General features: G+C 42.8%; 23 protein-coding genes. 12 read left to right on the top strand and 11 right to left on the bottom strand.

The genetic code is table 11. The annotated features are described in order from the left end of the window. Positions 1 to 278: 278 nt before the first annotated feature. On the bottom strand, positions 279 to 770 hold the full coding sequence (locus WKF69_RS11035; protein ID WP_340381887.1) for a YajQ family cyclic di-GMP-binding protein: 492 nt from the start codon (positions 768 to 770) through the stop codon (positions 279 to 281). Between the two features lie 87 nt (positions 771 to 857). On the opposite strand from WKF69_RS11035, the gene WKF69_RS11030 reads away from it, so the two are divergent. The 3 genes from WKF69_RS11030 to WKF69_RS11020 all read left to right on the top strand — a co-directional run bounded on the left by WKF69_RS11030 (position 858) and on the right by WKF69_RS11020 (position 4,573). After that, the gene (locus WKF69_RS11030; protein WP_340381886.1) at positions 858 to 1,514 is read left to right on the top strand and encodes a hypothetical protein; all 657 of its coding nucleotides are present in this window, start codon (positions 858 to 860) and stop codon (positions 1,512 to 1,514) included. Positions 1,515 to 1,632: 118 nt separating this feature from the next. Further along, on the top strand, positions 1,633 to 3,687 hold the full coding sequence (gene ppk1, locus WKF69_RS11025; RefSeq protein ID WP_340381884.1) for a polyphosphate kinase 1: 2,055 nt from the start codon (positions 1,633 to 1,635) through the stop codon (positions 3,685 to 3,687). 4 nt (positions 3,688 to 3,691) lie between these two features. Then, positions 3,692 to 4,573 (top strand): exopolyphosphatase, encoded by an 882-nt coding sequence (locus WKF69_RS11020; protein ID WP_340381882.1) that lies wholly within the window; start codon positions 3,692 to 3,694, stop codon positions 4,571 to 4,573. A 2-nt stretch (positions 4,574 to 4,575) separates the two neighbouring features. On the opposite strand, the gene WKF69_RS11015 is transcribed toward WKF69_RS11020, so the two are convergent. Both WKF69_RS11015 and WKF69_RS11010 read right to left on the bottom strand, forming a co-directional pair. Beyond that, entirely contained in the window at positions 4,576 to 5,211 is a 636-nt protein-coding gene (locus WKF69_RS11015; RefSeq protein ID WP_340381880.1) for a phosphatase PAP2-related protein, read from the bottom strand. A 181-nt stretch (positions 5,212 to 5,392) separates the two neighbouring features. Then, the gene (locus WKF69_RS11010; protein ID WP_340381878.1) at positions 5,393 to 6,586 is read right to left on the bottom strand and encodes a peptidase M23; all 1,194 of its coding nucleotides are present in this window, start codon (positions 6,584 to 6,586) and stop codon (positions 5,393 to 5,395) included. A gap of 148 nt (positions 6,587 to 6,734) precedes the next feature. Here WKF69_RS11010 and WKF69_RS11005 point away from each other — a divergent pair, with 148 nt between their 5' ends. The 4 genes from WKF69_RS11005 (at position 6,735) to WKF69_RS10990 (ending at position 9,975) form a co-directional block, all read left to right on the top strand. After that, positions 6,735 to 7,874 (top strand): MFS transporter, encoded by a 1,140-nt coding sequence (locus WKF69_RS11005; protein WP_340381876.1) that lies wholly within the window; start codon positions 6,735 to 6,737, stop codon positions 7,872 to 7,874. Continuing rightward, entirely contained in the window at positions 7,855 to 8,064 is a 210-nt protein-coding gene (locus WKF69_RS11000; RefSeq protein ID WP_340381874.1) for a DUF3820 family protein, read from the top strand. The genes WKF69_RS11005 and WKF69_RS11000 overlap by 20 nt, the downstream gene beginning before the upstream one ends. Before the next feature lie 73 nt (positions 8,065 to 8,137). Further along, complete coding sequence (locus WKF69_RS10995; RefSeq protein ID WP_340381873.1) at positions 8,138 to 9,547, top strand: exonuclease domain-containing protein; 1,410 nt, start codon at positions 8,138 to 8,140, stop codon at positions 9,545 to 9,547. A 119-nt stretch (positions 9,548 to 9,666) separates the two neighbouring features. Next, positions 9,667 to 9,975 carry a hypothetical protein gene (locus WKF69_RS10990; RefSeq protein ID WP_340381870.1) on the top strand — a complete coding sequence of 103 codons (309 nt, stop codon included), beginning with the start codon at positions 9,667 to 9,669 and terminating at the stop codon, positions 9,973 to 9,975. A gap of 172 nt (positions 9,976 to 10,147) precedes the next feature. On the opposite strand, the gene WKF69_RS10985 is transcribed toward WKF69_RS10990, so the two are convergent. Then, positions 10,148 to 10,849 carry a GAF domain-containing protein gene (locus tag WKF69_RS10985; protein ID WP_340381868.1) on the bottom strand — a complete coding sequence of 234 codons (702 nt, stop codon included), beginning with the start codon at positions 10,847 to 10,849 and terminating at the stop codon, positions 10,148 to 10,150. 133 nt (positions 10,850 to 10,982) lie between these two features. Between WKF69_RS10985 and WKF69_RS10980 the strand changes: the two genes are divergently transcribed. Together WKF69_RS10980 and WKF69_RS10975 are read left to right on the top strand one after the other, a co-directional pair. Continuing rightward, positions 10,983 to 11,168 carry a twin-arginine translocase TatA/TatE family subunit gene (locus WKF69_RS10980; RefSeq protein WP_340381866.1) on the top strand — a complete coding sequence of 62 codons (186 nt, stop codon included), beginning with the start codon at positions 10,983 to 10,985 and terminating at the stop codon, positions 11,166 to 11,168. A 112-nt stretch (positions 11,169 to 11,280) separates the two neighbouring features. After that, positions 11,281 to 12,303: a glycosyltransferase family protein gene (locus tag WKF69_RS10975; protein WP_340381864.1), complete on the top strand. Its 1,023-nt coding sequence runs from the start codon at positions 11,281 to 11,283 to the stop codon at positions 12,301 to 12,303. Between the two features lie 3 nt (positions 12,304 to 12,306). Here the strand turns inward: WKF69_RS10975 and WKF69_RS10970 are convergent, their stop codons facing one another. From WKF69_RS10970 to trpS, 7 genes are all read right to left on the bottom strand, one after another. After that, the gene (locus tag WKF69_RS10970; RefSeq protein ID WP_340381862.1) at positions 12,307 to 12,678 is read right to left on the bottom strand and encodes a VOC family protein; all 372 of its coding nucleotides are present in this window, start codon (positions 12,676 to 12,678) and stop codon (positions 12,307 to 12,309) included. A 38-nt stretch (positions 12,679 to 12,716) separates the two neighbouring features. After that, positions 12,717 to 13,589, bottom strand: a complete 873-nt coding sequence (gene cysM, locus WKF69_RS10965) for a cysteine synthase CysM (RefSeq protein ID WP_340381859.1) — start codon at positions 13,587 to 13,589, stop codon at positions 12,717 to 12,719. Between the two features lies 1 nt (position 13,590). Next, a complete protein-coding gene (locus WKF69_RS10960; protein ID WP_340381857.1) occupies positions 13,591 to 14,406 on the bottom strand; it encodes a serine acetyltransferase in 816 nt (271 codons plus the stop codon). A gap of 81 nt (positions 14,407 to 14,487) precedes the next feature. Next, complete coding sequence (locus tag WKF69_RS10955; RefSeq protein WP_340381855.1) at positions 14,488 to 15,579, bottom strand: serine hydrolase domain-containing protein; 1,092 nt, start codon at positions 15,577 to 15,579, stop codon at positions 14,488 to 14,490. A 16-nt stretch (positions 15,580 to 15,595) separates the two neighbouring features. Continuing rightward, on the bottom strand, positions 15,596 to 16,342 hold the full coding sequence (kdsB, locus tag WKF69_RS10950; RefSeq protein ID WP_340381853.1) for a 3-deoxy-manno-octulosonate cytidylyltransferase: 747 nt from the start codon (positions 16,340 to 16,342) through the stop codon (positions 15,596 to 15,598). Between the two features lie 20 nt (positions 16,343 to 16,362). After that, positions 16,363 to 16,977, bottom strand: coding sequence for a deoxynucleoside kinase (locus tag WKF69_RS10945; protein ID WP_340381851.1), 615 nt, complete (start codon positions 16,975 to 16,977; stop codon positions 16,363 to 16,365). 81 nt (positions 16,978 to 17,058) lie between these two features. Next, entirely contained in the window at positions 17,059 to 18,054 is a 996-nt protein-coding gene (gene trpS / locus WKF69_RS10940; protein WP_340381849.1) for a tryptophan--tRNA ligase, read from the bottom strand. A 50-nt stretch (positions 18,055 to 18,104) separates the two neighbouring features. On the opposite strand from trpS, the gene WKF69_RS10935 reads away from it, so the two are divergent. The 3 genes from WKF69_RS10935 to WKF69_RS10925 form a co-directional block, all read left to right on the top strand. Continuing rightward, a complete protein-coding gene (locus tag WKF69_RS10935; protein ID WP_340381848.1) occupies positions 18,105 to 18,863 on the top strand; it encodes a lysophospholipid acyltransferase family protein in 759 nt (252 codons plus the stop codon). Between the two features lie 4 nt (positions 18,864 to 18,867). Then, on the top strand, positions 18,868 to 19,161 hold the full coding sequence (gene gatC, locus WKF69_RS10930; RefSeq protein WP_340381846.1) for an Asp-tRNA(Asn)/Glu-tRNA(Gln) amidotransferase subunit GatC: 294 nt from the start codon (positions 18,868 to 18,870) through the stop codon (positions 19,159 to 19,161). 55 nt (positions 19,162 to 19,216) lie between these two features. Then, positions 19,217 to 19,543, top strand: a 327-nt coding sequence (locus tag WKF69_RS10925) for an ABC transporter ATP-binding protein (protein ID WP_340381844.1), incomplete at its 3' end; no start/stop codon positions are given.

The raw sequence follows: 19,543 nt of genomic DNA, 5'->3' as shown, positions 1-19,543 counted from the left end.
GTGCATAGTAAGAGGACATCACTTGCGTGGCATAACCCAGAAACTTTCTAAAAAACTACATCTTCAAATATTCTTCCATTTTTTTGCGGTAGTTACCAACAGCACTGATAGCTTCTCGAACCTGCTCCGGCGACGCGCCTAATGTTTTTGCAAGGTATTCTACTTCGTAGTGTTCACTTCCGTTTACCTGCGACCTGTCGCGGCCGCTCTACAACAAACAGCGCCGGCACGCTGACAGCAACATTTTCCTTTCACTCTCACCCATAACACGAAACCAATTAATTCCTCATATTAATATACTGCAGCGGCTGCCCAAAATCTTCCTTTCTGCATAGCGCGATTACTGCCTGTAGATCATCAATTTTTTTCGCCTGCACACGAACCTGATCATCCATGATAGAAGCCTGTACTTTTAGTCCGCTATCTTTTATGCTTTTGACTATTTTTTTTGCGATTTCCTTATCAATCCCCTCTCTGATCTTAATCTCCTTCCGAAGCATATTGCCAGATGCATATTCTTCTTTTCCAAGGTCCATACTGCCTGGATCAAGGTTGTGTTTAACCATCTTTGAAATGATTGCATCCTGAATAGCTTTCAATCGCATATCATTTTCTGTAATGACCGTTATTTCATTGGTTTTTTTATCCAGTTCAACACTGCTTTTTGAATCGTTAAAATCATACCGGTTGAGTATCTCTTTTTTTGCAGTGTTTATAGCGTTGTCGAGCGTTTGCCCATCAATTTTGCTTACGATATCAAATGTTGGCATAATTATTATTCTATTGGTTAATAAAACTTTTGTTAATATATTTAACTTAACAAGTCTAAGTTAAGTCTTTAAAAGAAATCCTAAAACATGAAAGCAAATAAAGCAAAAACATCTAAGAAAGCTGTAAAAAAAGTTTCTAAACGCGCAGTCAAAAAGCAACTTGAAACGTCAATCTCCGACAAGTTTCTTGAGGCACTGAAGGGACTAGGGCTTGATGCAGAAAAGCTATCTAAAGAAATTAAAAAGGCAAGCAAAGTTGTTGCTGAAAAACTTTCAGATAAATATCACGAAGTAAAAATTGCGGTAGAAGAAAAGCTCGAAAGCAGTAAAAAAGCGAAGGCTAAGAAGCCGAAAAAACAAATCACTTCACCGAAAAGAAAAGTAACCTCGGCAGTTGTTAAAGCTGAGAAAGTTGTAGCAAAAGCCACAACAGCAGCCGCAAAGGCAGAAGTGTCCGGCACTAAAGCAGCCAGCTCTGTTGGCGCGCCAAAAACAGTTTCTGCTAAGCCTGCAGTAAGAAAAACAACTAAGGCTGCGCCGACAAAGGCAAGGGCTGCAAAGCCTGCCGCTAAATCTGCTGCGTCTTCGCCAGCGAAGCCCGCGGCTGCAAAAGCAAAAACAGCAAAGAAACCTGCAGCCCCAAAAACAGCAGCTAAAAAGCCAGCAACCCGCAAAGCCGTTACATCACCCGTAGCAAAAACATCGCCCGCAAAGAGCACTTCCGGTCGCGCTGCTAAAAACTAATCTGTAAACTAATTGTTTACTTGTAAACAGAGTTAATGTGCTTTTAACAATAAATTAATATAAAATTGAGATTTTCACAGTCCCGTCCGTAAGGTACGGGACTGTTTATTTATACCAGATGCCTAAGAATATTCCGCTTATCAATCGTGAGGTTAGCTGGTTGTCATTTAATGACCGGGTGTTGCAAGAGGCTGCGGACAAGACAGTTCCGCTTGTAGAGCGTATTCGTTTTCTAGCAATATTTTCTTCTAATCTCGACGAATTTTACCGGGTAAGAGTAGCAACTCTTAGCCGGCTTTCTAATTTGAACACAAAGTCGAAGGAGATTCTCGGTTATAACCCCCGCAAGACCTTAAATCAAATCAAAACGATTGTGGTTCGCCAGGAACGGAAGTTCAATCATCTTTATGAAGATGATATTGTAAAGGAACTTGAGCGTCAGAAGATATTCATCATCAATGAAAAGCAGATGAATGTGTCGAGGGGACAGTTCGTTAGGGAGTATTTTAGAAATAAAGTGCTGTCGACGCTAGTGCCGGTGATGATAGACAAAGACGCGCCCTTTCCGCAGCTTAAGGACAGGGCTATATACTTTTTCGTTAAGCTGACTAAAAACAAAAATAAGGAGAAGCATAAGTTTGCTTTAATTGAAATTCCCACTGACGGTTCAAACAGGTTTATTGTCCTTCCAGAGACTAATAATCTTAAGTTCATTACCCTCATTGATGACATTATCAGGTATTGTCTGGACGATATATTCTTCATTTTCGACTACGATACAATTGAAGCATATTCAATCCAACTTACCCGTGATGCTGAACTGGATCTCGACAGGCATGTTAGCGAAAAGTTTATAGATGCACTTTCTAAAAGCCTTCAAAAGCGTGGTAAGGGTAAACCCATGCGACTGCTTTATGATACAGATATGCCGCTGGATATGCTGACGCATCTGGTAGCTGAACTGGATCTATCAGCCGACGGGCTTATCCCGGGTAACCGGTACCATAACTTCAAGGATTTTATCAGCTTTCCAAATGTTGGCGGACCTGAACTCGAGTATCCAAGGCTCGTGCCCTTGCCGGTGGCCAACTTGTCAAGTGTCACCAGTATCTTTGCCCAGATTGCTAAGCGCGATTATCTAATCAACTTACCTTATCAATCGTTCGATTATATTATTCACTTTTTGAGGGAAGCAGCGATTGATCCGAAGGTCAAGGAAATAAGTATTACACTTTACCGCCTTGCAGAGAATTCCCGTGTTATTCACGCCTTAATTAATGCAGCCAAAAACGGTAAAAAAGTAAACTGTCTGCTTGAGTTAAAAGCCCGTTTTGATGAGCAAGCCAATATTTTCTGGACCAACAGGCTCGAGGATGAAGGGATTGAGGTTAACTATGGAATGCTGGACTATAAAGTGCATTCTAAGATTTGCCTTGTGGGCAGGATGGAAAAAGGCAAGATGGTTTATTATGCCAACCTTGCTACAGGGAATTTTAACGAGAAAACTGCTTCTCTGTATTGTGACCATAGCGTGTTTACCGCAAATCCATTGATCACCAAGGAATTAGGTAAGTTATTTGACGGCCTTCAAAAGAAGGTGTTTTACCGCGGTTTTGAGAACCTCGTTGTATCTCCGCTTGAAAGCCGTCAGAAGATACATGATCTTATCGATTCGGAGATCAAAATAGCCAAATCCCGTAAAGAGGCTTACATTATTTTAAAAATGAACAGTCTTACCGACGAGGATATGATTGCAAAACTTTATGATGCTAACAACGCAGGCGTAAAGATTAATCTAATCATCAGAGGAATGTGCTGTCTCGTGCCTGGCGTGCAGGGTTACAGTGAGAATATTGAAGTTAGAAGTATAATCGACCGGTTTCTCGAACATGCCCGTGTGTGGATCTTTGGTAACAATGGAAATGAGAAGATTTTCCTATCGTCGGCAGACCTTATGGCACGTAATCTCGACCATCGTGTTGAAGTCGGATTTCCAATATTGGATCCATTGGTTAGATCTGAGATTCGGGATATCATCGATATTCAGCTTAGGGATAATTCAAAAGCCAGGGAAATAAACCAGCTGAACAACAACCGCTATAAGAAGAACAGGCTTAAGACTGAGAACCGGGCACAGCTCGATATTTATACATACCTGAAATATAAGAAATAAGCCATTGAGATACGCTGCTATAGATATTGGATCAAATGCTGTAAGACTGCTTATTGCGGATATTATACAAAACGGTAATGAGGTTTCGTTTAAAAAAAACACCCTGATACGTGTTCCCCTTCGTTTGGGGGATGACGCTTTTCTGGAAAAGAACATCTCAGAAAAAAAGAACGAAGAACTTGTTAAAACAATGATCGCGTTCCGGCACCTTATGGATGTATATAAGGTGACTGATTATATGGCGTGTGCTACCTCAGCAATGAGAGAGGCCAAGAATGGCCAGCGTATTGTCCGTCAGATAAAAAAGGAAGCTTCCATTGATCTCGAGATCGTAGCAGGCCAGCGCGAAGCGAACATTATATATGCCAGTCACATAGAGTTAAGCCTGGAACGCAAGAAGAACTATTTGTATATCGATGTAGGCGGAGGAAGCACGGAACTGTCTGTCTTCAGCGACGGAGAGTTAATTGCTTCCCGTTCTTTTAATCTGGGCGGAATACGCATTCTGGACAATCAGGATAAAGCTGAAACCTGGGCTGAAATGAAAGAATGGGTGAGGAGCAACGTGCAGAATTATAAAAATCTCTCCGGAATAGGCACCGGCGGCAATATAAACAAGCTTTTCCGCATGGCGGATGGCAAGGATAATGATCCCATCACTTTTGCCAAACTGCAGTCTTTATACACTTACCTTAATTCTTTCACACTGAAAGACAGGATCAACGTGTTAGGGCTTAATTCTGACCGCGCAGACGTAATAATTCCAGCTGCAGAAATATACCTGACCGTAATGAAGTGGGCAGGGGTAAAGCAGATCTATGTACCACGCGTGGGCTTGGTGGATGGGGTTATACAGTTGCTGATAGAAAAGAATTTCAAAACTTGATATCAGGATTTAACGATTTTCTTTGCCGCAATCCATAAAAAGTATGTGATTATTGGTGCCATTAAAACATCTATCGTGTAATGGACATGTTGGATAAGCACAGCTATACCGATCACGATTGTGGCGATAAAAGCCAAAATCTTATCCGACCGTTTCTTAAGGCATAAGAACATGAGGAACATGGCCGCTGTGTGCCCCGAGAAGAAGAGATCTTTGGTAATGAGTTTAGGCCCGTAAAAGTAGTTGGATATTGGATCGTGGATAGCCATAAAGTTGTCAGGAGCGTTAAGCGGGACAAGCCCTATGGAAACAAACCTGGAGAGGTTTATCAAAATGAATCCCCATAAGAATGTTAAAAATATTTGGGGATTTTGCTTAAAACGATGAAAGGTTAGCAAGGCCATCGACCAGATGGTAACAAACATGAAACGAGAAAGATCGTATGCTGGAAGCCACTGAAGTAAATAATCGTTAAATTTTATTCCGTTTCTCTGTTCAATTGCCTGATAAAAAAAAGGCATTGTAATGAGTATCAGAGAAATGATTATCAGACCGGAGATTAATTTCCTTCTGTAATCAGTTGATTGCCAGTTGTTTTTCCATAAACTTACAACTGCAGTTTGTTCTTGTTTCGGCATCCTTGTTTTTTAAAAATCCTGCAAAAATACATTTTTATACATAGACTTTAAATTAATTTAAAAGTTACTATAAATTAATACGAAGATGTTCACCTGTAAATTGTGGTTAGCGCGATTTTATTATCGAACCCAGCCCGAGGGGTCGACCGGGTTTCTGCCTTTCCAGATCTGAAATTGCATTTCACTGATACCCTCTGCAGGATCGCTTGGAATAGATAGTGAAATATTCTCCGTGCCTTATCATCACCGCGTAGTTATTGAGCACCATAAACACCTGGCTCACCTGACCTTCGAAGATAGCGTGTACCGGCGCACCTGCCGCAGTTTTAATGTTGATCCCGGAATTGAACAGTGTTACATTTGATTTATATTTATACTGTCCGAAACCTTGGGTAATAATACCCTGAGCGGGTTTTTGAAGCCGTCCCCTGTTGTCCATGAAGCTGCTGGATAGCTTTGCATCTTCCGGGCTGGACGCCAGCACCGATGTGCCGAGAGCTACTTTTGCGACAGATTTGGGAGCCGCTGCAGCAGGGATTTTAACGGTCGACTTTGTGTTAGCTTTTGCCGCAGCGGCGAGTTTTGCAAGCCGCACTTTTTCGAGACGGGCTTTTTCGAGACGGGCACGTTCAGCTGCCTTACGCTGCTCGGCTAATATCTCTTTGCGGATGGCTTCCTGGATAGCGCTGTTTAGACTGGACGCCTCTTTTTGCTTTTTTGTTAGCTGCGTTTGTAACGTTTTTTGCTGTTTGGTTAGATTATTAAGGATTTTGGACTGCTCATCTTTATCCTTCCCTAATGTCTGCTTCTCCGTGAGGTGATCACTAAGAAGGTGGCCCTTTTCCTTTTTATTTTCGTCAAGGATTGATATTTGCTTTTTTAAAGTAACCTGGGTAGTCTCAATATATTTCGCCTGTGATTTCCTGAACCGGCCAACCTGCTGGATATATTTTAGCCGCATGTAAGCCTGGTTGAAATCTTTCGCGGCAAAAACAAACATCATCTTGTTGTAGGACCCCTTGTTCCGGAAGGCAAACAGTATCATCTTTGCGTACTCATTTTTTAGCCTGCTCAGGTCTGATTGCAGCGATCGTACTTCTGAAGTATTAGTAGTTATCTTATTGTCAAGCATTTTGATCTCAGAATTGATCGTTCCTATCTTTTCCTCCCGTAGCCTGATTTGGGTATTCAATAAGTTTATCTGGGAGAGTGAAAGCTTCTTGTTCTTATCAATTTTGCTCCGGCTCTTTTTTAATGACTCGATTTCCCTGTTGATCGCATCTTTACGTTTTTTTAACTCAGAACTGCTTTGCCCATAAGATGTTTGAACTGTTAGAATTAAAATTAGAAGCGTTAGAAACCTGAGTAGCGGCATAGATCGTGTTGTGCGCGGCAAAACTATTAACAATAGATGAATACGCGGCCATCTTTTTAATCTTTTTTATACTTTTGCATCCTACCTCCAGCTTTTTATGCCCGACCAACGCCACCCCATCTACAATCTCCAGTTTGGGTTGCTGTGCATGAGCTCTTTCCTGTTTTCGGCAAGTTTTAATATGCTGATCCCTGAACTTCCGGCATACCTGGCAAGTCTTGGGGGTGCAGAATACAAGGGTTATATCATCGCTTTATTTACCCTTACAGCAGGGATATCCAGACCCTTTAGCGGAAAATTGACAGATAAGATCGGACGGGTACCAGTTATGGCTGTTGGATCACTTGTATGTGTAATATGCGGCTTGTTGTATCCTCTTTTAACGTCCATTGCCGGATTCTTATGGCTCAGGTTGTTCCATGGGTTCTCAACAGGCTTTAAACCTACAGCGACCGCCGCTTACGTTGCTGATATTGTTCCGGGAAACCGCTGGGGCGAGGCAATGGGGATCCACGGATTATGCTTTAGTACCGGCCTTGCAATCGGTCCGGCTATAGGAAGTGAACTGTCTGAACGGTTTTCAATTAATGCACTGTTCTATTGTTCATCAGTCTTTGCCATGCTTTCTATCGTGATCCTGATGAACATGAAAGAAACTCTTGTAAAAAAAGAACGATTCAAACTAGCCCTGCTCAAAATAAACCGGAGGGAGATCATTGAAAAGAGAGTTATTGGAGGAGCTTTTATAACCTTTTTATCGTACCTCAGCTTCGGCGCAATCCTCACGGTGATCTCTGACTGGGGAACTCATTTAGGAGTAGCTAACAAGGGCTTATTCTTCATGGTCTTTACTGTCTCGTCCCTTATGATCAGATTTTTATCGGGCAAAATGTCTGATAGGGTAGGACGGGTCAGCATTATTAAATTCTCTTTGCTTCTCCTGGTTACCGCTCTAGTCTTAATCGGACTGTCGAGTTCGCCGTTTTATCTGATGTGTGCCGCTGCATTATACGGAGTTGCCACCGGTATGCTTTCTCCAGCGCTTACCGCGTTCATTATCGATATGAGCCATCCGGACCATCGGGGTAAAGCGGTCGCTACGATGTATATCGCCCTTGAAGCGGGGATCGGCTTAGGTGCATTCTTTGCGGGAGCTTTGTATATAAGTGACGTGCAAATGATCCCGCCAACGTTTTATATCGTTGCTGCATTAACATTCGTCGCATTCCTTTATCTTCAGTTCATATTCAAACGCAAAGCAGCTCTAAGTGAATCCCCAAATACTTAAAGACCTCGTTAGTGTTTACATGCCTTATGGCAAATACAAGGGAAGGCTTATATGCGACATTCCTGAATATTACCTCGTTTGGTATGAGAATAATGGATTCCCCGAAGGAAAGATAGGAGTGCTGTTAGCTACCATGTACGAGATCAAGCTAAATGGGCTGGAGTATCTGCTCAAGCCATTGAAAAAATAACGATAAACATTCCTGCTAAAATTATTAGTTTTCAAACCTTTGCTTATATTTGATATCTCTTCAAAAAACAAATATGTACGCCATTGTCGATATTGAAACTACCGGAGGCCATGCCAGCGCAAATGGCATTACTGAGGTAGCTATTTTGATTCACGATGGTGAGCAAGTAACTCAGCGCTTCAGTACTCTTATAAACCCGCTGATCCCCATTCCCATCTACATTCAGGCGCTCACCGGGATAAGTAACGAAATGGTAAGTTCTGCACCTACTTTCAAACAGGCAGCAGCAGAAATTTTCGCTTTGCTTCAGGATAAGATCTTTGTTGCCCACAATGTGAACTTTGACTTTTCGTTTCTGAGATACCATCTCGCAGCAGCGGGCTATGTATTGCAGACAAAGAAAATATGTACCGTAAGGTTAAGCCGGAAAATTATGCCCGGCTTCAGTTCATACAGCCTGGGGAAACTTTGCAAGCAGGTCGGGATCGATCTGATCGACCGTCACCGTGCGATGGGAGATGCAGCAGCAACAGCTTGCTTATTCTCAATGCTTCTCCAAAACGACACTGAAGGACATATTGCAAAGGCCCTTAATCAGCGTTCTAAAGAGCAGTCTCTTCCGCCGCATTTGCCGAAGGAGGACATTGATAAATTGCCCTCGGTTCCCGGAATCTATTATTTCCACAACAGTAAGGCAAAGGTGGTATATGTTGGTAAGGCTATAGATATAAGAAAGAGGGTTAACAGCCATTTCGCTAATAATAAACCGGGCCGGCAAAAGCAGGATTTCCTAAGGGATATTCATCACATAACATTTGCGGAATGCGCCACCGAACTCATGTCTTTTATTATGGAGGCAGTTGAGATCAAGCGCTTATGGCCGGCGCACAACCGCGCTCTCAAACGCTTCGAACATTCGTATGGCCTCTATGTGTTTGAAGATCAGAATGGCTATCTAAGGCTGGCCGTTGACAGGAGAACGAAATTTTCAAAGCCGGTTTATACCTTCAATTCCATTTCCGAAGGCTATGCCCTGATTAAACATTTGGTTAAGGATTTTAACTTGTGTCCTAAATTGTGCTTTATTCAGCGGAATAATGACCAGTGTTTAGGAATCGGTGAGGGTTCATGCCTGGGGGCATGCGAACAAAAAGAATCAAAAGACGAATATAATGCCCGGGTTCTCAGTTCAACTGTGCATCTAAATAATGTCCTGCCTAGCTTCGCCCTCATCGATAAGGGCAGGACTCTGTCTGAAAAGAGCTGTGTATTGATGGAAAAGGGCGTTTTTTACGGTATGGGCTTCATTCCGGAAGAGCAGCAAATTGATAATATTGCGCAACTTAAAGACCAGTTGACGGTCCATCCTTCAAATGATTACATTAGAAATATGATCCAAAATCATGCATTCAAACATCCCAAGAAACTGGTCTACTTTGACAGCCCATCTTTTAAAGTAGAGAATAGCCTGACCGGAAATTAATTCTCTTTCTTTTTCATTAAATTATGTCTGTGGAATAATATTTGTATCAACACTTATAATTAATTCCTAAACATTTTCTAAAACTTACTGTTTATTCAAAAACACCTAAAACAAACGAAATGAAAAAGAAAATTTACTTCCTGGCTACAGCATTAATGTTAATGTTATCAGCCCCTTCAGTAATGGCAAAAGATGCTAAGTCTAAACCTGAAATGACTGAGAATCAAAAAGTCCGCCTTGCAGAGATCACGAGAAGAATTGAAGAGATCAAAAGCATTGACAGATCGGAGCTTAATAGTTCAGAACGCAAAGCACTTCGTAATGAACTTACGGAAATGAAAAAAGAAGCGAAGGCAATGAACGGAGGAATTTATCTTTCTGTGGGTGCAATCATTATTGTTATTTTATTATTGATCCTTCTATTATAGTAGTTAGGAGGATATATTAAGAAAGAGAGGCTGTCTGAGAAGACAGCCTCTCTTTTTGTGTTCTAAATTATTCAAAAATGGAGAAATCGGGTTTTATTTATATTTGCAGAGATAAGATACCTGTCCGTCAGCTTGTAATTTAAAAGAGCTCTTATCATTGACTCGTAAATGACTAACTTGAATAATTATTTACCTGACTTACAATCCGCCTGATCCTCTCGTCCAGTTGATTGACGGACCGATCTAGAAGTTCCAGATATTCAGGCTCCTCAGTGTAGGGTGTTTCTTTCATTAACAACATGAGTCCCATAATTGAAGCTACAGGCTGCCTTAATTCATGTGACTCAATTCTTGCCACTTCGCGAAGGATCTTATTCTGTTCTTTCACCTGCTTGAGACTGCGATCAAGTTCCATAATGTGGCTTACCTGGTTGGCTAATGCGGAAAGGCACTCCAACTGTTGCTGGCTCAGCTCTTTTGGATGGGTATCGTAAACACAGAGCGTTCCAACGTTATATCCATCATAGGATTTCAGATTTGCACTCGCATAGAATCTTATATGCGGATCATTTGCTACTACAGGTGCATTTGCAAATCGCTCGTCCTTGCTTGCATCTTTTACAACCATTATTTCATCAACTTCGATTGCATGAGTGCAAAATGATGAGCTTCGGGGCATTACGGTTTGCTTCGTGCCTATTCCAGCTTTGATTAGCTGAATGTCATAGTCCATAAGCGTGATCAAAGCTATTGGGGTGTTGCAGATAACAGAGGCCAGCATAACTATTTCCTGCAGATCCTTTTGTCTATCGACGTTAAATTTCAAATAACGCTGAACAGCTTCAACCCGTTTGTTTTCAGTTGCAACATCCATATTTTCTGAGATAAATGGTAATATACGCAGAACTTAGAGCAGCAGATTTAGGATGAGATATATTTACCTGCCGTTTATAAAACCGAGGGGGTAATTCCCACGTATATCCGATAACAAACTAAAATTTAACATTATGGGATTAGGTGGTCCGGAATTAATTATGATAGGGGTAGTCGTTCTTCTTCTTTTTGGGGGCAAGAAATTACCTGAACTTATGCGCGGCCTTGGTAAAGGCATAAAAGAGTTCAAAAATGCTAAAGAAGGAGTAGTAGAAGAAACAGAAGAACCTGCAGTGATAAATGCGCCGGTTCCTAAGTAATTTTAGACATTCGTTATACTTTCTAAGTTAATAAAGTTTCATGCTTGTAAACATCCATTACTTTCAATGGTTATATAAGTAATGTAATTTATAACTTAGCCTGAGAAATCGAATGAAGATCTTATACGCTATTCAGGGAACAGGCAATGGCCATTTAAGCAGAGCTATGGACGTTATTCCATGCCTCATGAAGCATGGTGACGTTGATATTGTCGTTAGCGGAATTCAAAGTGATCTTACTATCCCATTTCCCATTAAGTACAAGCTGCATGGCCTGAGTTTTATTTTTGGCAGGAACGGCGGTGTAGATCTATGGAAGACCCTCATCCGGTCTAAAGGCAGAAAGCTTATAAAAGAAGTTAAGGACCTTCCTGTCGAGAAATACGACTTGGTTATCAACGATTTTGAACCTGTTTCTGCATGGGCTTGTTATACAAGAAATGTACCGTGCATTGGTCTTAGCCATCAGGCAGCAGTCCTTGCTGATGACGCCCCGGCGCCGGATGTGACGGATATGATGGGCAAATTTATTCTAAAGAATTATGCCCCCAATACAGTTCAGTACGGGTTTCATTTTAAGCCTTACGCCAAGGATATTTATACTCCTGTGATTCGGAAGCAGGTAAGAGATCACGCGATTGACGCCGGTGACCACTACACCGTTTACTTACCGGCATACGATGATAGAAGGCTTATCTTAAAGCTTAGTCAGTTTAATAACGTACAGTGGGATGTTTTTTCAAAGCATAACAGGAAGGCATTCAAAAGTAAAAATGTATCCATCCAGCCTATTCATAACGATAAGTTTATTAAAAGCATGGCTGGTTCTGCTGGAGTATTATGCGGCGCCGGTTTTGAAACACCAGCCGAGGCATTGTTCATGAAGAAAAAGCTTCTGGTGATTCCCATGAGAAATCAATATGAACAGCAGTTAAACGCCGCTGCTCTCAAAGATATGGGTGTGCCTGTGATCAAAAGCCTCAAGAGCAAGTATGACATGGTCATCGCTAACTGGATAGAGAACGCCCGGACCGTTGAAGTGGATTATCCCAATATCACCTCAGAGATAGTGGACCGTATCGTTCATAATCATATCGAAAACCGACAGTTTCTGAGAATCAAGAATATCAGCTAAATCTTATTCGCATAGCATCATATACGCGCCTGCAGGATCCTGAATCAGGCCGTAATATGCTTCACCCATTTTGCGTTTTTCTCCCAGCACTTTACCGCCCAGCTTCACACACTTTGCAAGGCTTGAGTCGAGATTAACAACTTTTACATACATCAGCCATTGAGGGGGGATGTCTTTATTGCCTCCGCGCGCATGGCAAACACCAGCAACCACATCGCCGTCTTTGGAGCTTTTAATTACGAAATCATCATAATCACCCATACTCAGACCTTCTTTTTCCCAGCCCAGAACTCCATTGTAAAAATTGCTTACTTCTTCAGCGTTATCGACTGTCAGGTCATGCCAGAGGATCTGGCCAGGTTTAGATTCTTCCATGATTGAATTTATAGTGGAACCAAAATAAGAAAAGATTCTTACCCAAACAGCTGGCTCGACAAATATCTGTCACCACGGTCGCAGACAATGAACACAATAACCCCATTATCGAGTTCCTTGGCAAGCCGGATCGCAGCAGAAGCTGCGCCGCCACTGCTCATGCCGGCGAAGATCGCTTCAGTCCTCGCAAGTTCTCTTGTCATTGATACGGCTTCCTTTTCCGAAATATCCATGATGCGGTCTACACGGTTGGGATCAAATATTTTAGGGAGGTAAGCTTCCGGCCAACGACGGATTCCAGGAATAGAAGAATCTTCAGTAGGCTGACATCCTACAATGGTTATTCCAGGATTTTGTTCTTTGAAATACTTTGAGCATCCCATGATAGTTCCGGTAGTACCCATTGAGCTCACAAAATGCGTGATCTTTCCATCAGTATCTTTCCAGATCTCGGGTGCTGTAGTTTTATAATGTGCAAGATAATTGTCGGGATTGGCAAACTGGTTTAGCATAAATCTTTTTCCGGAGGCTGCTTTTTCGTCGGCGTAATCACGGCAGGCCTCAATGCCGTCCAGTAACGTCACTTTTGCTCCATAGGCTTCCATAGTAAGGGTGCGCTCTTTGGTTGAATTCGACGGCATTACCAGCTCGATTTCCAGGTCATAAAGCCTTGCCATCATAGCCAGGGCAATCCCTGTATTTCCGCTGGTAGCTTCAATTAATGGGATCCCCTTTTTTATATCCCCGCGCGCGAGGGCACTTTGGATCATGTTTAATGCTGCACGATCTTTAACGCTGCCGCCCGGATTATTTCCTTCCAGCTTCGCATAGATCTTAACATTAGGGTTAGGGTTCAGCCTTTTGATCTCAACCTGTGGAGTGTTGCCAACAAAATCAATTATACCAGCCATTCTATAGATTTATTTTCCTTCCTGTGGAGATCACCACGTCGGCAGTATTATAAACAGATGATCCGGGAGGAACGCTTTTGGTAAGCCAGACGTTTCCGCCAATAATACTGTGATGCCCGATAATAGTTTCGCCCCCCAGTATCGTAGCCCCGGAATAAATAACAACATGGTCTTCGACGGTAGGATGGCGCTTGGTATTGGCCATACTTTTATCAACACTTAAAGCGCCCATGGTAACACCCTGGTAGAGCTTTACATGCTTGCCGATCTTGCAGGTCTCACCGATAACCACACCCGTTCCGTGATCGATATGGAAAAATTCATCGATGTCGGCACCGGGATGTATATCTATTCCAGTTTTGGAATGTGCATATTCTGTAAGAATCCTGGGGATAAGAGGTACATCAAGCAGAGACAATGCGTGCGCCATGCGGTAAAACGAGATCGCATAAAAGCCCGGGTAAGCCCTGATAACCTCGAACTCGCTTTTTGCAGCGGGATCTCCGTTAAAGATGGCCTGAATATCTGTATTCAAGATGCGGTACAGGTCCGGGATCTGCGCAAAGAATTTTTTCGATAACTGTGCATGATTGCAATGGTCGCAGGCTTTAGTAGAGACCATGATCCTGGAAAGTTCTTCTTCCAGCTGTCCGAACTGGCTTTTAAGTGCCTCTATCGAATCAAAAGGGCGTTTGGATTGCTCAGGAAAGATCAGCCTGATCAGGTCTGTTGCCCACCTGGAGATCTCTTTATTGGACGGCACTTCATCTGCATCCTGCTGCTTTTGAAATATATGCCTGAAAAAATCCTCGTTCATTGTTAGGCCGGAATTAACGTCAATGTTATTTACGATGCAAGTTTAACTAAAAGAATGTTTGCGATTTGTAAAAAGGTAGTATCACCGGGTTAGCTCGTGCAATTGAAAAATCTGGGTGGGATTGGCGACTCCTTCGCTTGCAAGCACTTCCAGTATCTTCTTCCAGGGAGCCGAATTGTTCGCTATGTTGGAATAGTAAACGATGGACGTCTTTGTTCCGGGAATATTGATCGAGTATGTGCTGAACCCACAGGTGCTGCCTGAATGAAAAAAAGAAGGCTGATCTTTATCGAAATAAAACCATCCCGGGCCGTAAAAACTTCCTGTAACCTGTTTTATCGGGAAATTCAGTTTTTTTAACACTGCAGGCAGATCAACCAGGGTTTTATTCCATATCCCATGGGTCCACTTGCTGTAATCATTTAAAGACGTGTAAACGCCTCCATCTCCTTTGACCGCGCTGGTAGAGCTCTGATCATTGGCATACAGCTTTTTATTGCTGTCCCTCGCAAATCCTAAGGCCCGGTTTGGGATCGTAGTACTGGCCTCATACATCAGCGAGTTTTTCATTTTAAGCGGCCTGAAGATGCGCTCCTTCATAAAACCGGGCAATGTTTGACCTGAAATCCTTTCGGTGATCAGCGCAAGGAGAGCATAAGCTGAGTTGCTGTAGCGGAATTTGCTTCCCGGCGCAAAATAAGTCGTGTCCTGTTTTGATAGAAGAGTCAGCACATCCGCGTCAAGCAGCTGGGTTGTTTTCGAATCGTCCATTATGGCTTCATAATCAATAATCCCTGATGAATGCGTAAGCAAATGCCTTAGCAGGACCTTGTTACCAACTACGGACGGTATTTCGGGGAAGAAGCGGGATATAGGATCATCGAACGAAATCTTACCATCTTTTTCAAGAAGCAGGATCGCCATCGCAGTAAACTGCTTGGATACAGATGCCATCCTGAAATTTGTGGTAGCCTTTATCCTTTTGCCATTGGTATTGTCAAGGCCAAAGCCATTTTTATAGATCACTTTTCCATTATTCTCAACATACAGAGCAATTCCCGGTTCCCCTGGCTGGATCGTACTTGTAATAACTGAGTCAAGTCTCTTTTCCAGCTGCGCCTGGGTCGATTGAGTGATCATGATGATGGAGAGGATCAGGAGGGGTAATTTCATGGTGTGGTTTGAGGTATCAGGTGTCAGGTTTCAGGTGGGACAGAAGCTTTTTAAGGTCTTCAGGAGTATCGATCGCCTGGCTTTCTTTATCTGTTACGGCGACTTTTATCTTATAGCCATTTTCCACCCATCGCAATTGTTCCAATGCTTCGGCTTTTTCCAGGGCAGACATTTCCAGCCTGGTGATCTCCGCAAGGGTAGAGGTCCGGTAGCCATAGATCCCGATATGCTTGTAATAGGTGTGGTCCTTCAGCCAATTATCCTGAACTGAATTTCTGAGAAAAGGAATGGTGTTTCTGCTGAAATAGATTGCCTCCATATCTTTGTTAAAGATCACCTTCGGAGTGTTTGGATTAAAGAGCTCGTCCGTAATTGTAATTTTCTTTACAAGTGTGGCCAACTCGACATCTTTAACCATAAAGCATTGACACACCAAGTCTATCTGCAACGGATCGATGAGCGGCTCATCTCCCTGAATATTAATGCAGATATCGAACTCAGGAAATTGACTTGCTACCTCATTGCAACGGTCCGTTCCGCTCACATGATCTTCCGATGTCATTACTACATCTCCGCCAAAGCTTTTTACATGATCCAGTATGCGCTGGTCATCTGTGGCAACAATAACTTTATGGAGGCTTGAAGATTTACGGCACTGCTCATAAACACGCCGGATCATACTTTTGCCGGCGATGTCGGCCAAAGGCTTTCCCGGAAAGCGGCTGGATGCGAAACGTGCGGGTATAATTCCAAGTATCTTCATCCGTAGAGATTCAGGTGTTCCTAAAAGAGCCCATGTATTTCCCGCTCGATGCTGTTTATTACAAATCCGAGATCTTCCGGATTATTAGCAAAGTCGAGCTTGTCTTTATCGAGAACAAGGAGCTTTCCCTGGGTATAGGAATCGATCCATTTTTTGTATTTCTCGTTCAGCTTAGAAAGATAATCGAGACGGATCCCTGCTTCATATTCCCGGCCCCTTCTTTGAATATTATTAACCAGGGTAGGTACAGAAGCCCTCAGGAAGATCAAAAGATCGGGAGGTTTTATAAATGAGGTGATGTTTTCGAAAATAGCGGCATAATTATCATAATCGCGGGAGGTCATCAATCCCATATCATGTAAGTTCTCGGCAAAAATATAGGCATCCTCGTAGATCGTACGATCCTGGATTATATTCTTGTTGGTTCTTTGCAGCTCAAGGATCTGTTGGAAACGGCTGTTAAGAAAATAGATCTGGAGATTAAAGCTCCATCTTTTCATATCACTATAGAAATCTTCCAGGTAAGGGTTATTATCAACAGCTTCAAACTGGGCCTCATACCCTAAGTGCTTGGCAAGCAATTCTGTAAGGGTAGTTTTGCCAGCCCCAATGTTTCCAACGATAGCAATATGCATGATATATATAAGGTAAGTGCCAAGCGGCAGGCGCAAAGCGAGTTTGAAAATACAAATTGTTTTTTTATTCCGGCAAAAACGTTAAAAACTTTTAAAGCCGATGATCTCGCGGACTTGCCTGATCGTCTTAGCGGCGCTTTCACGTGCTTTGATGGCTCCAAAACGGGCTACTTGCCTGAGGTAAGTATCGTCGCCATCAATCTCTCTGATCTTTTCACGGATAGGCGCCGTTGCCAGGATCATATCTTCGGCAAGCTGCTTCTTAAAATCTCCATACCGGATCTGACAGCTATTATAAAGACTTTCAAAATGAGAATAGGTATCAGGAGCTGACACTACTTTCAAAAGATCAAAGAGGTTCTGTATCGCTTCGGCTTTTGGCTGGTTCTCCTCTGTAGGGCCAGCGTCTGTTACGGCGCGCATAACCTTTTTACGGATCACTTCCGGTTCATCTGAAAGATACACCGCATTACCTTCTCCTTCCGATTTTCCCATTTTACCTTTGCCATCGAGGCCCGGCACCTTAACCAGCTTTTCAGAAAAACTGAAAGCATACGGTTCAGGGAAATATTCGTTGTTGTATAAGCGATTAAAGCGGTTGCCGAAAGTTCTTGACATTTCAAGGTGCTGCTCCTGGTCTTTACCAACCGGAACTTTTGTAGCCTTGTGGATCAGGATATCCGCAGCCATAAGCACAGGATAAGTGAGAAGCCCTGCATTTATATTATCCGGATGCGCACGCACTTTATCTTTAAAAGAAGTGCTTCTTTCGAGCTCTCCCTTGTAAGCATTCATATTAAGATACAGGTAAAGTTCAGCGATCTCGGGAACATCAGACTGAACATATATGGTTGCCTTTTCGGGATCTATGCCTGCTGCAAGATACTCGACAAGCACCTGGCGAACGTTGCCGTGAAGATCCGCGGGAGTAGGGTGGGTGGTCAGCGAGTGATAATCGGCTATGAAAAAATAGCAATTATACTCGTGCTGCATCTGCACGAAGTTTTTAACAGCTCCGTAAAAATTCCCTAAATGCAGTTTCCCGGTGCTCCGGATGCCACTTACAACAGTTTCCATATAGGGGCGAAAGTAAGGATTTGTTCGGGAATTTTCTATTTTTGATCAGCATGAAGAGATTTCTGAAGAAGGTGCACCTTTATTATTTTTTAATACTGCTTGCACTGACTTTTATTATTCTGTACCCACTGATCTATATCTTTTCACGCAAGCCAGTAAATTTCAAAGGGATGAACAGCGTGCGGAGGGCTTTCAGTTTTGTAAGCACCACCCTGGCAGGGATCTTTTACCGGTTCACCTATGAGCAGGAAGTCGACTGGACCAAAACGTATATTATTTGTGGCAACCATACCTCCAACCTTGATATCACCGCGGTGATGCTCCTTGCTAAAAAGAACATGGTGTTCATTGGAAAAGAGGAGTTGCTGAAAAACTTTATAACCGGCATATATTTCAGAACGATAGATATTCCCCTAAACCGCGAAAGTAAAATGTCGGCCTTCCGGGCATTCAAAAAGGCGGAGGAAAGTATCAATGAAGGAAAACACGTGGTCATATTTCCTGAAGGCATGATCAGCGGGCATTATCCGCCAGTGCTTCAGCTTTTTAAGAACGGTCCGTTTAAGCTGGCAATTGACCGGGGTGTACCGATTCTACCCATAACTATCCAAAATAACTGGGAATTAATGTGGGATGACGGCGCCAGATATGGAAGTATGCCGGGGATTTGCGATATTTACATCCACGCTCCGATAGAAACTACCGGAATGCTTCCTGCAGATGCAGAAGTGCTGAGGGATAAAGTTTTTGCGATGATGGAGCAGCGTTTTAATAATTACCGGATAAATGATCCGGAGGAAATAGCATAATACAATGAAGATAAACCTGGATACAATAGATAAAGTAGCTCACCTGGCAAGGCTGGAAGTTAAGGAAGAGGATAAGCAGGGGCTTCTAAATGATATGAATAACATCCTGACCTTTATGGATAAGCTTAACGAGGTTAATACCGATAACGTGGAGCCTTTGATCTATATGAACGATGAGGTGAATGTGGTACGTGAAGACGAGGTTATTCAGGTGATAAGCCGGGAAGATGCTCTGCAGAACGCGCCAAAACACGACGGCAAATATTTCCGTGTAGCTAAAGTGATCAATAAACAGTAAATTCATCACGCTCTGTAACAATACAGGGATGCCGTCAGTCTAAAAACAAAACAGTATGGCCAAAGAGTCTCTTATTACTTTATCAGATATCGGTAGAAAATATGTCATTGGGGCCGAGACAATCCATGCCTTGAAATCAGTTACATTAACGATTGATAAGGGTGAGTTTGTGGCGCTAATGGGCCCGTCGGGTTCGGGAAAATCGACACTGATGAATATTCTTGGCTGCCTTGATACCCCAACAAAAGGTGTATACATACTAAACGGGAACCAGGTCAGCGAGATGACCGACAACGAGCTTGCTGAGGTACGAAACCAGGAGATCGGGTTTGTTTTCCAGACCTTTAACCTACTGCCGCGTTCTTCTTCGCTTGAAAATGTA

Origin of the sequence: Daejeonella sp., from assembly GCF_037719425.1 — a bacterium.
GTDB lineage: Bacteria > Bacteroidota > Bacteroidia > Sphingobacteriales > Sphingobacteriaceae > Daejeonella.
This window is presented reverse-complemented; position numbering and strand designations above follow the sequence as displayed.

Excerpts from the sequence above, each read along its gene's own strand:
- WKF69_RS10990 (WP_340381870.1), top strand. The coding sequence starts at position 9,667 with ATGAAAAAGAAAATTTACTTCCTGGCTACAGCATTAATGTTAATGTTA.
- WKF69_RS10980 (WP_340381866.1), top strand. The coding sequence starts at position 10,983 with ATGGGATTAGGTGGTCCGGAATTAATTATGATAGGGGTAGTCGTTCTT.
- WKF69_RS11015 (WP_340381880.1), bottom strand. The coding sequence starts at position 5,211 with ATGCCGAAACAAGAACAAACTGCAGTTGTAAGTTTATGGAAAAACAAC.
- ppk1 (WP_340381884.1), top strand. The coding sequence starts at position 1,633 with ATGCCTAAGAATATTCCGCTTATCAATCGTGAGGTTAGCTGGTTGTCA.
- WKF69_RS10955 (WP_340381855.1), bottom strand. The coding sequence starts at position 15,579 with ATGAAATTACCCCTCCTGATCCTCTCCATCATCATGATCACTCAATCG.
- WKF69_RS11030 (WP_340381886.1), top strand. The coding sequence starts at position 858 with ATGAAAGCAAATAAAGCAAAAACATCTAAGAAAGCTGTAAAAAAAGTT.
- WKF69_RS10935 (WP_340381848.1), top strand. The coding sequence starts at position 18,105 with ATGAAGAGATTTCTGAAGAAGGTGCACCTTTATTATTTTTTAATACTG.
- trpS (WP_340381849.1), bottom strand. The coding sequence starts at position 18,054 with ATGGAAACTGTTGTAAGTGGCATCCGGAGCACCGGGAAACTGCATTTA.
- WKF69_RS10970 (WP_340381862.1), bottom strand. The coding sequence starts at position 12,678 with ATGGAAGAATCTAAACCTGGCCAGATCCTCTGGCATGACCTGACAGTC.
- kdsB (WP_340381853.1), bottom strand. The coding sequence starts at position 16,342 with ATGAAGATACTTGGAATTATACCCGCACGTTTCGCATCCAGCCGCTTT.
- cysM (WP_340381859.1), bottom strand. The coding sequence starts at position 13,589 with ATGGCTGGTATAATTGATTTTGTTGGCAACACTCCACAGGTTGAGATC.
- WKF69_RS11035 (WP_340381887.1), bottom strand. The coding sequence starts at position 770 with ATGCCAACATTTGATATCGTAAGCAAAATTGATGGGCAAACGCTCGAC.
- WKF69_RS10960 (WP_340381857.1), bottom strand. The coding sequence starts at position 14,406 with ATGAACGAGGATTTTTTCAGGCATATATTTCAAAAGCAGCAGGATGCA.
- WKF69_RS11010 (WP_340381878.1), bottom strand. The coding sequence starts at position 6,586 with ATGCCGCTACTCAGGTTTCTAACGCTTCTAATTTTAATTCTAACAGTT.
- WKF69_RS11005 (WP_340381876.1), top strand. The coding sequence starts at position 6,735 with ATGAGCTCTTTCCTGTTTTCGGCAAGTTTTAATATGCTGATCCCTGAA.
- WKF69_RS10945 (WP_340381851.1), bottom strand. The coding sequence starts at position 16,977 with ATGCATATTGCTATCGTTGGAAACATTGGGGCTGGCAAAACTACCCTT.
- WKF69_RS10995 (WP_340381873.1), top strand. The coding sequence starts at position 8,138 with ATGTACGCCATTGTCGATATTGAAACTACCGGAGGCCATGCCAGCGCA.
- gatC (WP_340381846.1), top strand. The coding sequence starts at position 18,868 with ATGAAGATAAACCTGGATACAATAGATAAAGTAGCTCACCTGGCAAGG.
- WKF69_RS10985 (WP_340381868.1), bottom strand. The coding sequence starts at position 10,849 with ATGGATGTTGCAACTGAAAACAAACGGGTTGAAGCTGTTCAGCGTTAT.
- WKF69_RS10975 (WP_340381864.1), top strand. The coding sequence starts at position 11,281 with ATGAAGATCTTATACGCTATTCAGGGAACAGGCAATGGCCATTTAAGC.